Raw genomic sequence first — 13,801 nt, 5'->3', positions numbered from 1 at the left:
AAAATTGGAAAGATTCCAAACCAGAAGATATAAGATATTTTTCACTTTCTCAACACCTTAACAATTTGTTTAAGTCTTTTTTTTTCAAGAATCCATATGGGTGGGTTTGTTATGGAAATGGTGATGTAATGCCCCACACACTACTGTGGTGTAGGGTGTATTGGTTATTGGTTGGGGTGTTATTGGCGCAATGTAAGGGGGTGGCGCCTCGGTCCTACCTTTCGGGGAGTATTCCTTTTGACGAAGCCCTTTTATACGAGATCAACCAACTTCGCAGCAATCCCTCGGTATATGGTAGGAAACTTCAGGCTTGGCTGCCTTATTTTAAGGGAAATGTTTTGATGTTGGTAGGAAAACCCCGCCTTATGACGGTCGAAGGGGCCACGGCAGTCCGAGAAGCGGTGGGTGTTTTATTCGCCCAAAAGCCTTTGCCGCCTTTACGCCGCGCATTGGGTCTCACGAAAGCCACTATCCACCATGTACAAGACCAAGGGGCGTCGGGGGCTACGGGGCATCGGGGAAAGGATGGTAGCCATGTGTGGAATCGCGCAGAGCGGTTTGGGGTGTGGTCTGGCGAAATTGCTGAAAATATTGCATATGGACAGAACGATGCACAAGGCTTTTTGCTTCAATGGTTGGTGGACGATGGGGTAACAAACCGTAGTCACCGAGAAACATTGCTGGGGCCACACTGGCGCTATATGGGCGCTGCATCAGGCCCACACCCAGCCTATAATCAGATGGCGGTATTGGCCCTTGCAGTGCAATATGAGTCGTTTTAAGTATGAACGTTTTGTTAATCGGTATAATTTGTTCATGGGATGCTTGCGCAGTGTTGGCTGAATTTGGTATATTAAAGTCCTCATAAGAATGAATGGTCCGGTAGTTCAGTTGGTTAGAATACATGCCTGTCACGCATGGGGTCGCGAGTTCGAGTCTCGTCCGGACCGCCAACACCAAAAGTCAATCACAGATGTGGTTGACTTTTTCGATTTATATTAGGCCTGTGTGGTTACATTGGTTGTTATACACACAAAAAAACCGGAGGCCGCGTCGCAACCCCCGGTTTAGAATAGCCGGAAGACTTCTTAGGGCGCTTATTTCAGCAGCGTAACATTTTGGGTGGCTTTGAAGTTTGCTCCTGTAACGCGCACAATGTACATACCGCTTTGGAGGCCAGAGGCATCGAATTGTGCGCTGTGTGGCACATTGGCTTCAAGTGTTCCGTTAAAGAGGGTGCGTACTTTTTGACCCAAGGCATTAAATACTTCTGCTTTTACGGCCTGACGAGAAGCCACTGCAAAAGTGATGGTGGTTGCCGGATTGAAGGGGTTTGGGTAGGCGGGATACAAGACATATTGGCCGGGTACTTCCACATTGAGTTGTACCGAGGCCGTATAGCGGGCATCCCCGTTTTTGTCCACACTTTTTAGGCGGAAGCTGTGCTTGCCCACTTGTAGTCCTTCTACGGTATAGCTGTAGTTGCGCAGGTCAATGCTGTTGCCAGCAGCTTGTACCGTTCCCACTTTTTTCCACGCACTGCCATTGGCCGAGTGTTCTACATCAAAGTGGTCGCTGTTTAGCTCGCTTACCGTAACCCAGTTGAGAGTGGCTGCATTCTCCGTTGCCGTTCCGGTAAAAGATGCCAACGAAATAGGAAGTCCCGAAATGGTAAAACCGAAATTTGCTGTACTAAAATCACCAGCCCATTTTACAATTGAATCAGAGGTGCAATTGGCAGTAAATTCGTAGTATCCGTTTGTTGTTACCGTAACGGTCGCTTCGTATATATCATTATTAGGATTGTCCCCTGAATAAGTTGCAGGAACGGTTGTAGGCGTGGGCCAACTGCCACCAACCACAACCCCACCGCTCCAATGGACGTTACAGGTAATGCCGGCACCTTGCCCGGCGGGGTCGGTAACACCGCCTTTCCATACTTCTAACTTCAAGGTCACATTAAAACTTGATCCACCTGGAGCTGTTGTTGTAGAAGTAGAATGATTACCAATCCAACCGACTTGTGCAAAGACACCAACTGATGAAAGGCAAATCATGCACAAGGTTGTAACGAGTTTTTTCATGGTAGTATGTGTTTAGATTTATTAAGTAAATGCGGACTGGTTTATTTAAGCAACGAGACCGCACGGGTTTTTAGAACAGAGGTTCCGGCCATCTTTAGGTAATATACGCCACTTTGCAAGTCGTTGCCATGTAATTTTGCCTCTATTATTTGCCCGGCAAGCGCGGTTCCAGAATAGAGGGTTTTGAGGCGCTGACCCAAGGCATTGTAGAGCGCTACTTCGACGGGTTGTGTAATTGGCACTGAAAAGCGGGCAGTGGCTTCGGGGTTAAACGGGTTGGGATAGACCTCCAGCGCGGCAGTATTGGGTAGTTCATCGCGCTCGGTTGCGGTGGCGGTTCCGCTAAAGAGTGGGGTTTGGATGGTACCGGGCGCGATGGCGTATTGCCCTTGCTCGTTGCCATATACCACATAAAGTTGGAATTGTGCACCCGCGCCCGCGCCAAGTTTGCTGTATGGAATCGAGAACTCGAATCCCCCTGTTGCGGCACTCATGCTGGGGGCTTGTACGTATGCAAATGACATATCGGCATAGGTAACCGCCGTACCACCAAAGGCTACCTCACCCAGATAGACATCCAGATTACTTGGTGTGCCCGTATAATTGATATGACTTACATATCCTTTTAAATTGGCTGCATCAGCCGTCAGCCGCACGCCATGATCCGTCTCAATGGGATTGGTGATCGGGAACGCGTATTGACTAAAAGGGGAAAGACCATCGTTTCCGGCTGGAATTTCACCTGCTGCACCTGCCGGAATGCCCGTTTTGTCGCTGGTATTAATAAAGACCAAAACATCGTGGTAGTTGGCGGGGTTTACAGCGCCTTTCACAAAGACATACAAGGTTTGGTTTTGCGTACAAGCCTGTACTTCTTTTGCGCCCCAGTCTCCGAAAGCGCCATTGCTCCCGCTAAAAGAACCTTGTACCTTGTAGCAAGGGTCACCTCCCTGACCATCCACAACGGGTTGGGAAAAGACAAAAGCGGGCAAGAAAAAAATGAATGTAAATAACTTGTTCATGTATTAAGCAAATTCTTAAATGGTTACAAGATAAGAAAGCCGGAAGCCCCACATTTTCCCTTCCTTTTGGGCACTTCCGGCTTCTACGAAGGTTATTTCGTAAGGATTAAGGATTGTGCGCGTACCATACCGTCGGCTGTTACCAGACGTGCGATATAGGTTCCGGAGGGCAAATTGCTGGCATTTACCTGTATATTCTGGCGTTCTCCGGCAGAAACACTACCCTTATAAAGCGTTTGAACCCGTTGTCCGAGTGCATTAAACAGTTCAACACTTACGTTTTGTGTGGTGGCAAGTGCAAACGATAGGGTGGTGGTAGGATTAAAGGGGTTAGGATAGGCCGGATAAAGTAAGGCTTTTTCCTTCACCAATTGTGTATCTATGGCCTGTGGTGCCTCTTTTGCGGTGGCGATGCTGGTGGAGAATCCCGAAATTACGGAAATACCCCCAATGCTGTATTGCCCTGATCCATTGTTCACTTTTAATCCAAAAGATTTTGGCCCACGAGAATGGGGGCGTTTCGCTTTAAAGGTAAAGTCGGTTGACTCTGGCAACCAAGTGATGGATTGGGTCAAAAATTTCTGACCATTGCTTTGTTTGCGGATGACCAAGCGGAGGTCATCTCCGGCTTTTAGACGGCCATTGTTGTTGTCGTCGGTGGCATTTCCCAGCACCTCAATGAGCAAGTCGTGTACGCCGTCCCAACGCACGCTTTGACCGATACGTCCCAATCCGGCAATTCCTGAATTTCCTGAAGCATCTTTTGTCCCAAGGACGGCCACTTCGTCTCCTGCCTGTAAGGTGCTCCCACCCACTTCAAACTGCGCCAAGTCGGAGGCCCGAAGTACCACAAAGTGCAGTTTTCCGCCCTCGGTAGCTGTAACCGTAAAACTGGGTGCGGCTTCATTGTTGGGTAGTGGATAGCGTCCGGTTGGGGCATACCATGCGTAATTACGGGCATTAGCCTTTAGAAACGCACGTTTATCTCCAAAACTGGAGGTTTGTTCAAACATATAGGCATCGGAATAATCTTTTAGTTCCAAATTCGTCCAGGGGGTATCTGCCCAAATAGCGCCTTGCTTGTCTGCGCGGTCGTTCAAGGTAAACATCATTTCATCCCGCTTTAAAGCAAACATATTACCACCGTGGTTACTACTGTCGTAGTTTCCGGTATTAGGGAAGTAAGGATTAAGGGATGCTACGGGGGTTGCAAAACCCGTGGCCATGGTGCGGCGGAGGTTCATTAACCAATCAATCTCGTCTTTAAAGCCATACCACCAATAGTCTTTCCAGAAAACCATCGGACGGGGCGGAAGCGACATCAGAAAGGCGTACCCCATGTGCTTGTCGCGGAAAACAGGGTCGTGATCTGGTTGGGTAAAATATTGGAGACATGTATTGCCCGACCACGAGAAGCCTGGTCCAGAACAGTCGGGGTTATACCCTGGGTCTTGTGGGCCAGGGGCAGCTTTATAGCCGCCTCGGTCAAAATCGTGGTTCTCGATAAAGGTTACCACATTGTCGCCATGTACGCCATTAAAGTTGAGTCCGAGGGTATTGAGGTTCCACGTATTATATCCTCCCGACCCGTCGTTTAGGAGGGATTTTAGGCCAAAATACATGTTAAAGTCAAACATTGAGAGCTTGGCATTTTTGCCTTTGGAGCCATAAGCCCCATTAAAGGTATTTACCTCGTTCAGATAGTTCTTTAGTGCATCCTTGTCGCCATCGTAGAACTCGCCTACGGTAAAAGGTTGTTCGCCATTTTTGGTTTCTACCAAGAAAGGAGCCAAAAAACCGGGTTCGATGTGTTTTACGGCATCAATCCGCATTTCATCGAAGCCAATATCATTCATGAGCCAGCGGCCCCAGGTGATGAGGGAATCGGCAACTGTGCCAACATTATGTGGGCCAAAATACCAGCCACCAGGAGGGGGCGAAGTGTCTATGTTGGCAAAGTATCCGATGTCTTGGCCAAAAATGGGGTTGTGGTATGGGCCATTGACATCGCAATGCGGGAAGGTGGGGTTGAAGTGGTCGGGTCTTCCGGGGAAACGCCCACTGGCAGGGGTAAAAATAGTGAACTGGTCGCTATTTAGATGCGGATTACAGACGTGAGGCGTTTTAGGGGTCGGGTCTCCGCCAAAGCGGTGGTTCAACACCACATCCACCATCACCTTCAGGCCACTCCCTTTGACGGTAGAAATCATCGTCATTAGTTGGCCCTTGTTTCCGAACCGCGTCCGAAAGGCTCCCGAAATTTTATTGCCAAAATTCCCCAAGTCGTAGTAGTCGTTAATGCCATAGCCCATATCGGCAGTCCCCCCGGATCCCTTGGCGGGCGAGGGAATCCAGACCGTTTTAAATCCAGCAGAGGCAAGTTGGGGCGCTACCGTAGCGAGGGAATCCCACCAAACCCCGCCACTATTTTTTTTGGAGAGGTCGCCCGGATGGGTGTTCCAATAAAATCCCTGAAGGAGCACATCTTGAGCAAAGGATTGGAATGGGGAACTGAGGAGGAAGGCCAAAAGGAGTAGATTACGTCTCATCTATGTGAAAAACTAAATGTCAAGGAAAGTGTAAGCGCTTACAATTCTAATTTAATACATTATTTGGGTCATGGCAATCGAAGGAGTGAATATTTGTTTAAATTTTTAAAAAGATAAAATTAGGATTAGAAGTGATGGCTGTTGATCCAAGCGTGTACCAACAGCGTGGTATAAGAATCGTGTAATTATCGAAAATGAAACAAGGATAATTTTATGTTAGAATGCTTTGATGCTGTTCAGGTTGACCAAGAAAGTGGTATATTCATTTTGTTGCCTCAAACACATCTTGAAGGCGGCTGGAAAAGCCATTACCCTCCCTCTAAGGCTTTAGCACCTCAATACACCACCTTTTAGTACTGAAATTACATGAGCAAACTTATCTTAAATAGGTTTATGTGATTTTGTATATATACTAAATATTTTTAATTAAAACATTTGTCTGCTATGTTTTACAAAGTTGCTTTCCACGTCATTTGGTTGTTCGCCTTAATCTTTACCATATCCGGGTGCGACCAATACAACCTGTTTTCGGGTAAAATCACCGTAGAAGAAAAGGTTGAGCAAATTTTAAAAAGCGAAGATCCGCAAAAACTCTTGGCGGATGGAGTACAGTTGATTGCGGAAGGTACTCCTGCGGAGGCACAGAAAGTATTGGAAAAAGCACAGTCTTTGGCACCAGATAACGGGGAAATCCGTGTACAACACGCCAATGCCGTCTTGCTCGCGGCAGATATAGACGTTTTTGACTTACGCAATCTGGCCGATTATCTGAGTACGGGTGATCCGGGAGGTAGCTTTACTGGTGGATTGCCACTTTCGAAGTTACGTATCGCGGAGTTTTGTAGCGATAAGCCGGGGGGCGGCAAGACGCCCTTTGATTTGAATGGCTACCTGAGTAGTCAGAAGCTTTCCAAAGAGGACCTTTTTGGCGTTTTGGAGGTGATTCTCTCGCCCATATTTGTCAATATCAATCCACGTATGGCGCAGGCTTCATTGCTTGCGGCACTTAAGAGTAAAAAAGTAGCAAATATTGAACAAGCCCTTTTGCTGTATAGTTTGGTTGTGACGGTTCAGGAATTTAATAAGATGAAAAAATTCGCTGAACAAAATGGTGCTATCTGGTATAATTTCAGTACTAAAGCCAATGTTACGTACTTGGGGTATTGTACCAATGATGGCACAGGTCCCAATGCACAGGAGCGGTGTCAGAAGATTTTTGCCGAGACCCAAAAATCTATGAATAGTTTAGATATGGCTGTTTTTCTATTAGAAACCCGCTCTGTCCTATTAAATTCTACGACGTCCACTGAGCTTTCTGCCCTTGCAAGAGATGGTTATAATGCGCTGAATAAGGCTTTGCAATCGAATATTGCTTGTCAGCCATAGACATCTGGTCTTTACTGCGATGTACAGCCATCATGTACTGTTCCGGTTCCATAAAAGTCTCGTGATTTCCTCTACTCTATCCATTGCTATAAGTATGCTAAATGGATGTAAATCCTCTATACTCATGAAAAAAACATATTTGTTGGCCTTGTTTTGTTTGTTTGTGCCAACCAATGATCTATTTGCACAAAATTTTACCCAAAATACCCGTTCTTTTGTTGCATCGCCCGCCTATCTGGGGATGGGTGGGGCGGGGGTGGCCCTTCCTAAACGGGAGAGCGCCTTTTTCTATAATCCGGCTGGTGGTCGCGAAGCCTTAGGTAAAAAGGCGATGCGCTTTACCATTTTGGGATTAAAGGCCGGAACGGGTATTAATACGATAGACATAGCCGCCTTCTACAAAGACCGGATTGAGCCAGCCATTGACCAAGGAATCGAAACGCTTTCGGATCAAGAGCAAGAAGCACTTTATGACGATGCCTTGGATCTCTTCCGTCGAAATGGGGGCATCTATTCAGAATCCAACCTGTATTTGCCTGCCTTTGCAATCCGTTTAGGGGAAAAAGCGGCCTTAAATATGGGTATTTTCTCGGATGGTAAAGGGTTGGTTCAGGTTACAGATGGGGGGGCCGGAGTACCACAGGTTAACTTGCTTGTACAGGGGGACTTAATAGGGATTGGTGGAGCGAGTATAGACGTTTCGCCTGAATTTTCCGTAGGCGCCAATGCCAAATACACCTATCGTCAGGTGGTGGTTAAAGATAAATCGCTGGATGGTTTTACCAGCAATGAACCCATTTATGCGTTATCGGCAGGCGGGCTATCGGCAGATGTCGGCTTGTTATATCGTCCTAAGCGTATTCAGGGGCTTAGGGTTGGTGCTACGGTATATGATGTTGTTTCGGGCGACTTGTCTGACTTTAGCAGTGCGGATGCCAAATTGGTACAGGGAGACGAAGAGGCCGCAGAACTCAACCGCAATATAGCGCAAGCCACGCTCCGTCCTTCTGGCCTCTCTTACCGTTTAGGAATAGGATATGTCCGGAATTTTTCAAAGGTGTTGGGCGTTTCTACGGCCATAGATGTGGAAGGGTATCAGTCTCCAATGGTACAACAGTCGTTTGGATCGAAGCTGTATTTTGGGGCGGAAGTCCGGTTGCTGGGCTTTTTGCAAGTTCGGGGTGGCTTTGGGCAAGGATATGCGTCGTTTGGAGGCGGATTGGATCTGGGCGGTATGACCTTAGACTATGCTTATTATGGTATCGAAACAGGACGTCTTTCGGGCTTGGTGCCGCGTTATAGCCATTTGATTCAACTTGTGCTGGGTACTTGGTAACCCCTTGGAAAACGGATACTCTCTTTTACCAAACGTTATCGAAAAGGGCAAGGTTGCCCTTTTTGGCTTCTGCCCTTTTTGTTTGCAGGAAAAGTTTAATTAGGAATGCTTGGTCCACGCAAAGTTGAGGACGATGCCGTTTTAGGCTCAAGGATACATTTTTTAACCTGACCCCTGACTAAAAAATAAAGGATGACATGATAGACTTTCATGATAGTCCTATTTGGCAAAAATGCATCTTCAATTTTGGCCTTGGTCTTCATCGGCTGCCAGGTCGTGGTACATCCGATAGATGGTTTGCAGCATGTGTAGGTCGGCAGGAGACATTCGTTTGTTTCGGCGGGCAAAAACCGCCTCTGCCACACGCAAGGCTTTTTCAAGTTTATAAGGCATATACATCTCGGCAGGGCTACCCCAAGAAAACGAAGAGACGTAATTTCGCTGATACCCACCACCATACAGGTTGCAGCATGTACCAATCACGGTGCCTGTATTGAACATCGTGTTGATGCCACATTTGGTATGGTCGCCCATGATGGTTCCGAGAAATTGTTGTCCAGAAAGTTCATACCGCTGTAGGGCGATATTGTATAACCGGATGTTTCCGTAGTCGTTTTTTAGGTTAGATGTATTAGAATCTGCACCAATGTTACACCATTGTCCGATATAACTGTTACCAACATATCCGTCGTGTGCCTTGTTGGAATTTGCTTGGAACGTTGCGGCATGAACTTCGCCGCCAATTTTACAGCCCGGCCCTATTGCGGTGGTGTCTATCCGCGCTGTCATGTTAATTCTGGAGTGTTGTCCGACATAGCACGGGCCTTTAACGACTGCACCTTCGCACACCTCGGCTCCACGGTCTAAAAATATCGGTCCGGTATCTGCTGCAAGAATGGCTCCTGCATGTACTTTGGCCCCTTCGGCAACAAAGATATGGTCGGGCTCTACCAATATGGCTGCTGGGTGAATCTTGCCAAAATTACCCGCTTGCACAAACCCTCTTGTAATAAATTCAGGCAATTCTACCAATAGATGCCACAGCCGATTTAGGAAATGTACCCCTTCCACGGCTTCTAAAGGAGCGTCACGAAATGCCGAAGGCGTTAGGGCATTTTGGTCTAAAGCCACATCGGAGGGATTAGGCAACCAAGCGGCCACCACAAATCCATCCTGCATAAAAATCCGTTTGGGTTCTCCATGCTGGGCTGCTTTCCGGAGACGTTGGATCACCTCGGCTGGTAAGAACGAAATGCGTCCATTTAGAAATAACGTTCCCGCTAAAAGGGGTTCGTTTACGGGTACACCGGGATAGGAGTCGGTCATGGTACCCGCAAGGTAGGGTCGCACCTGAAGGGCAGGATGCAGGTCTGGAAATTGGCGGCGAAGGTATTGTGCCAACGTACTGCTTCCTAAGCGGATGTCATACACGGCACGGGTCTCGGATACGGGGCGAAGATGATCCGAAAAAGCATCTTCAAACAAACAAAGGTACATGATGGGATTGGGTAAAGTCTAATGTGAAGCGGCTGTAGGTGGGCGAATGCCATCCCGTCCGGTCCATTTTCCAGGCCATCCGGGCAGCAAAAACCCGAGCATAAAGGCTAAAATGGAGAAATAGAAGGTCATACGGTAGGCATCACTAAGCCCTTGCAGGTTTTCGGTACAGGCTTGTTTTCGGAGGTCACGCATTTTTTTACCCAATCCAGAGGCGAATGGGTTGGCAAAGGGGTCATCAAAGCTCCCCGCAGCAGGCATTTCGGTACAAACACCGCCTTTAAAGGTCTCATCCTGTTGTGCCGACGGTGAACCATGCATGAGTTGGTCTTGGATGTTCTTCACTTTAGGAGATACAGCACTAACAAGAATGGTGGCAAGAATTGCCACGGCAATGGCTTGTATGGCATTTCGGGAAGCATTGATAAGTGAAGATGCTCGCGAGACTTTTTCTAAGGGCGCAACCCCGAGTGCGGCAGTAAACGTTGCTTGTACGGTAAGACCAATACCAATCCCTCGTTCGGCCAAGAGCCACATGATGTGCTGAATGGTTGTATCAACCTGAATATGGGACAGATGCCAAGTATTAAGCATGATGATGCCATATCCGACGACAATCAGTGGACGGGGGCCTATGTAGTCATAAATGCGTCCAGAAATGGCGGTCACCAGGCCAGCAGTCAAGGCAAGCGGGAGCAGATAAATACCAGTATCCAATGCAGAGTACCCACGTAGGGCCTGTAAATAGATTGGCATCAAGAATTCTGCACCGAAGAGTGCAACTGTTGCGACGTAGCCGATAATGGTTGCTCGTAAGAAGATTGGATTTTTAAAGAGGCGCAAATCCAATAAAGGTTCTCGTGAAACTTTAAGTTCGATATAGGAAAGCGCTCCAAGCCCTGCAAAACCCAGTAAAAGCCACGTCAGTACCGTCGTGGAGGCCCAGCCTTTATCGGCAGCAATGGAAGCGGCATATAAAAGCGCACCAAAACCAATCGTCGAGGCAATAAGGCTGGGAATACTTAATTTGGGAGCATTTTCCTGTATGGTTTCTTTAAGCCATCGCGAGGCAATCACAACCCCCAGAATGCCAATCGGCACATTTAGGTAGAATATCCAGCGCCACAGGTCGTGCGTCACCAACCAACCGCCCACGATAGGGCCTAAAGCGGGGGCCATGGTTAGGGCAATACCAAACAGGCCAAGGGCCAAGCCTTGTTCGTGTGGTGGGAATGCGCGAAAGAGTTGCGCAGATCCTAATGGTAGGGCCAAGCCACCCCCAATGCCTTGTAAGGCGCGTGCGGCAATTAATAGAGGCAGTGAGTCGGATAACCCGCAGAGCAACGAACTGATGACAAACAAGGCGATGCCCCAAATGTAGATCCGCTTCATACCATAACGATCCCCCAAAAAACCAGCCAAGGGCGTACTAATTCCCATCGCCATGACATAAATGCTCAGCACCCATTGTGTGTCTTCCAGTGGGGCATTAAATTCATTACGCAAGGTAGGGAAAGCAACATTGACGACGGTTTGATCTAAGATAACCAGAAATAGGCCAAAAATCACCGACCAAAGTACCTTCCATTTGTATGCCAGTCCTTTATCGGGAGTGGAGGTATCGGTTGAAGCAAGCATTCGTATATTGTTTTGGTGAAGCCGTTAAGATACAAACGGAATAGGGGTTTATGTTTGAAGTTCAGTTCTGTTCGTTTTGCGGCTCGGAACAAACCAGAAAATGACTGGTGAATGTTTGGAAAATCCATTTATAACCAAGTACGTTTCCAGATGCGTCCCAAAATATTGTACGTCTATGATGCCTTGTGTGGATGGTGTTATGGGTTTTCGCCTGTAATGCAAGCCTTGTTTGTGGCTTATCAGGGCCGTGTGGATTTTGACGTTCTTTCCGGCGGTATGATTTTAGGCGATCGTGTGGGTACCATCAATGAAAAAGCACCTTTTATTAAAACCGCTTATCGGCAAGTGGAGGAGGTGACGGGGGTTTTGTTCGGCGAGGCATTTCTGAAGGACATGATGGGAGGTGGCGATATGCAACTAAACTCATTAAAACCAGGATTGGCCTTAACGACCCTTAAAGCCCTTGAGGCTTCTAAAATTGTCCCGTTTACACACGCGCTTCAACGGGCTGTTTATTTCGATGGCAGACATCCGGACAAGTGGGAAATGTATGTTTCCCTCGCAGAGACGATGGGTTTGATGGGAGATGAGTTTGTGAACCAAATGCAAGAAGAAACGGTATTACAACAAACACAGGCCGAATTTGAAACCGTAAAGAAGATGGGCATTTATGGGTTTCCTACCGTCGTATGGATTGATGGACCCAATGGGTATGTACTCGCCCGAGGATATACTCCCTTAAATTCCCTGAAAAAATCGGTAGAACAATTGTTGTTAGAATGTACCTAAAGATTTAAATATCAAATAGATGCTCACAGACATTAATGACTTAGACCTTTCGCGGCAATACACCTATGCCGATTATCTGAAGTGGGCTTTTCAGGAGCGGGTAGAATTGTTGCGGGGCTATGTGTACCGCATGTCACCCGCGCCCAACCGTATGCACCAAAGCATTTCCATGAATCTCTCTGGTATTTTTTACCAATACCTGAAAAATACAACATGCCGCGCTTATACCGCGCCGTTTGATGTACGGTTGGTGCTTCGGGCGGATTTTCGGCTGTCTAAGCGGATTCGGCGGCAGGCCGTGAGCGATCAGGAAGTGATGACCGTATTGCAGCCGGATTTATGTGTGATTTGCGATCCTGAGAAACTGGACGATCGGGGTTGTTTGGGGGCGCCGGATCTGGTGATTGAGATTTTGTCGCCAGGCAATACCCGTACCGAGATGAAGGAAAAGTTCTCAATTTATGAAGAAGTAGGTGTTCGGGAATACTGGGTGGTACAACCGGAATACCGTAATGTGCTGGTGTATGACCGCAACCGGCGGGGGGTTTTTGTGGCTCGGACGGTGTATTCTGAAGAGGATGTATTGGTTTCTTCTGCCTTTCCAAATTGGGAAATAGAACTAAAAGAGGTTTTTAGGTACACGTAAGGTTTTGAAATATATACCTAACATTCCACACCCCCTCCGATTCGGAAATAGTATTTTTTGCCTGTTCACTCATCAGGTTAATAATCTTATTTTTTTATGCATGATAATCTTTTTTAGGTAAAAAATCAAAAAATAATAATTTACTAATGATTTAAGTATCAGGCACCTAATTTGTTTAAAAACATGGTCGGAGGAAATTTTTTGAAACCACGCCTTTGTGAGTTCTAATCAATTTTATACCTAAACCTGAACCATTGATAATCATAGCTTTAACGGCCTCGCCCACCGTAAGGTGACGGTCGCGGGTATCTTGGATAATCGCCGAATCTATTACCTATGCCGAGTTCGTCTATCATGCTGGCCATCATTCCCAAGTGACCAAGATTTTTGCTGGTTATTGTCGTTTCCATAGGCCCAAAAAATGCTAAAATACAACTTTGGGGAATGTCAGATATATTACCAACTGCACTCAACGGTTTGGCGCTTGGCACAGTGGCGGGTTTCCCTGCCTGCCGGCAGACAGGGGAGCACACCCGTCCGTAACGCAGTGGAGGCGGGTCAACCAGTACTGAATCCGCCTGAGGCGGACACAAAACTCCAAGTTTGCACGCGATGCACTGAGCTTGCCGAAGTGTCAACCCGTCCACTCCCGCCTACAGCTTTGGGGAATGGCCTAAATTAAATAAAAATAAGTAAATAAAAAAAGATTGCGATGGTATCTAAAGGAGTTTTAGGTTGAATCAACAACTACCAAGATGCAGCAATCCTTCTCCGACAAAATACGTCAATTCGTTTTTGGCATCAAGTTCCCGCTTCGCTTTCCGGCATTAAAGACCTTTTCCGATATGTTGAGC

The 13,801-nt window shown here is 47.2% G+C and carries 11 protein-coding genes and 1 tRNA gene; 7 read left to right on the top strand and 5 right to left on the bottom strand.

The window, feature by feature from the left end; translation table 11 throughout:
- The first annotated feature begins 128 nt into the window (after window positions 1–128).
- Window positions 129–782: a CAP domain-containing protein gene (locus tag JNN12_05710; protein MBL7977818.1), complete on the top strand. Its 654-nt coding sequence runs from the start codon at window positions 129–131 to the stop codon at window positions 780–782.
- A gap of 94 nt (window positions 783–876) precedes the next feature.
- Window positions 877–953, top strand: a tRNA-Asp gene (locus JNN12_05705).
- A gap of 144 nt (window positions 954–1,097) precedes the next feature.
- Here the strand turns inward: JNN12_05705 and JNN12_05700 are convergent.
- The 3 genes from JNN12_05700 to JNN12_05690 all read right to left on the bottom strand — a co-directional run bounded on the left by JNN12_05700 (window position 1,098) and on the right by JNN12_05690 (window position 5,655).
- Window positions 1,098–2,084, bottom strand: a complete 987-nt coding sequence (locus JNN12_05700) for a T9SS type A sorting domain-containing protein (GenBank protein ID MBL7977817.1) — start codon at window positions 2,082–2,084, stop codon at window positions 1,098–1,100.
- A 41-nt stretch (window positions 2,085–2,125) separates the two neighbouring features.
- The gene (locus tag JNN12_05695) at window positions 2,126–3,106 is read right to left on the bottom strand and encodes a T9SS type A sorting domain-containing protein (GenBank protein MBL7977816.1); all 981 of its coding nucleotides are present in this window, start codon (window positions 3,104–3,106) and stop codon (window positions 2,126–2,128) included.
- 92 nt (window positions 3,107–3,198) lie between these two features.
- On the bottom strand, window positions 3,199–5,655 hold the full coding sequence (locus JNN12_05690) for a T9SS type A sorting domain-containing protein (GenBank protein ID MBL7977815.1): 2,457 nt from the start codon (window positions 5,653–5,655) through the stop codon (window positions 3,199–3,201).
- A 444-nt stretch (window positions 5,656–6,099) separates the two neighbouring features.
- On the opposite strand from JNN12_05690, the gene JNN12_05685 reads away from it, so the two are divergent.
- Together JNN12_05685 and JNN12_05680 are read left to right on the top strand one after the other, a co-directional pair.
- Window positions 6,100–7,041, top strand: a complete 942-nt coding sequence (locus JNN12_05685) for a tetratricopeptide repeat protein (GenBank protein MBL7977814.1) — start codon at window positions 6,100–6,102, stop codon at window positions 7,039–7,041.
- A gap of 124 nt (window positions 7,042–7,165) precedes the next feature.
- Window positions 7,166–8,377 carry a hypothetical protein gene (locus JNN12_05680; protein MBL7977813.1) on the top strand — a complete coding sequence of 404 codons (1,212 nt, stop codon included), beginning with the start codon at window positions 7,166–7,168 and terminating at the stop codon, window positions 8,375–8,377.
- 240 nt (window positions 8,378–8,617) lie between these two features.
- Here JNN12_05680 and JNN12_05675 read toward each other — a convergent pair whose 3' ends face one another.
- Window positions 8,618–9,874 carry a hypothetical protein gene (locus JNN12_05675; protein ID MBL7977812.1) on the bottom strand — a complete coding sequence of 419 codons (1,257 nt, stop codon included), beginning with the start codon at window positions 9,872–9,874 and terminating at the stop codon, window positions 8,618–8,620.
- Window positions 9,875–9,892: 18 nt separating this feature from the next.
- Complete coding sequence (locus tag JNN12_05670; GenBank protein MBL7977811.1) at window positions 9,893–11,512, bottom strand: DHA2 family efflux MFS transporter permease subunit; 1,620 nt, start codon at window positions 11,510–11,512, stop codon at window positions 9,893–9,895.
- A 150-nt stretch (window positions 11,513–11,662) separates the two neighbouring features.
- On the opposite strand from JNN12_05670, the gene JNN12_05665 reads away from it, so the two are divergent.
- The 3 genes from JNN12_05665 (at window position 11,663) to JNN12_05655 (ending at window position 13,629) form a co-directional block, all read left to right on the top strand.
- Window positions 11,663–12,301: a DsbA family protein gene (locus JNN12_05665; GenBank protein ID MBL7977810.1), complete on the top strand. Its 639-nt coding sequence runs from the start codon at window positions 11,663–11,665 to the stop codon at window positions 12,299–12,301.
- A gap of 19 nt (window positions 12,302–12,320) precedes the next feature.
- The gene (locus tag JNN12_05660; protein ID MBL7977809.1) at window positions 12,321–12,947 is read left to right on the top strand and encodes a Uma2 family endonuclease; all 627 of its coding nucleotides are present in this window, start codon (window positions 12,321–12,323) and stop codon (window positions 12,945–12,947) included.
- A gap of 421 nt (window positions 12,948–13,368) precedes the next feature.
- A complete protein-coding gene (locus JNN12_05655; protein MBL7977808.1) occupies window positions 13,369–13,629 on the top strand; it encodes a hypothetical protein in 261 nt (86 codons plus the stop codon).
- The last annotated feature ends 172 nt before the right edge of the window (window positions 13,630–13,801 follow it).

Source organism: Bacteroidetes Order II. bacterium (assembly GCA_016788705.1).
Lineage (GTDB): Bacteria > Bacteroidota > Rhodothermia > Rhodothermales > UBA2364 > UBA2364.
The sequence above is the reverse complement of the archived record's forward strand: the minus strand, read 5'-3'. Positions and strand labels throughout refer to the sequence as shown.

What these genes read in the sequence shown, in the direction of transcription:
- JNN12_05695 (MBL7977816.1), bottom strand. Translation starts at nt 3,106, where the DNA reads ATGAACAAGTTATTTACATTCATTTTTTTCTTGCCCGCTTTTGTCTTT.
- JNN12_05655 (MBL7977808.1), top strand. Translation starts at nt 13,369, where the DNA reads ATGCTAAAATACAACTTTGGGGAATGTCAGATATATTACCAACTGCAC.
- JNN12_05665 (MBL7977810.1), top strand. Translation starts at nt 11,663, where the DNA reads ATGCGTCCCAAAATATTGTACGTCTATGATGCCTTGTGTGGATGGTGT.
- JNN12_05680 (MBL7977813.1), top strand. Translation starts at nt 7,166, where the DNA reads ATGAAAAAAACATATTTGTTGGCCTTGTTTTGTTTGTTTGTGCCAACC.
- JNN12_05660 (MBL7977809.1), top strand. Translation starts at nt 12,321, where the DNA reads ATGCTCACAGACATTAATGACTTAGACCTTTCGCGGCAATACACCTAT.
- JNN12_05685 (MBL7977814.1), top strand. Translation starts at nt 6,100, where the DNA reads ATGTTTTACAAAGTTGCTTTCCACGTCATTTGGTTGTTCGCCTTAATC.
- JNN12_05710 (MBL7977818.1), top strand. Translation starts at nt 129, where the DNA reads ATGCCCCACACACTACTGTGGTGTAGGGTGTATTGGTTATTGGTTGGG.
- JNN12_05675 (MBL7977812.1), bottom strand. Translation starts at nt 9,874, where the DNA reads ATGTACCTTTGTTTGTTTGAAGATGCTTTTTCGGATCATCTTCGCCCC.
- JNN12_05690 (MBL7977815.1), bottom strand. Translation starts at nt 5,655, where the DNA reads ATGAGACGTAATCTACTCCTTTTGGCCTTCCTCCTCAGTTCCCCATTC.
- JNN12_05670 (MBL7977811.1), bottom strand. Translation starts at nt 11,512, where the DNA reads ATGCTTGCTTCAACCGATACCTCCACTCCCGATAAAGGACTGGCATAC.
- JNN12_05700 (MBL7977817.1), bottom strand. Translation starts at nt 2,084, where the DNA reads ATGAAAAAACTCGTTACAACCTTGTGCATGATTTGCCTTTCATCAGTT.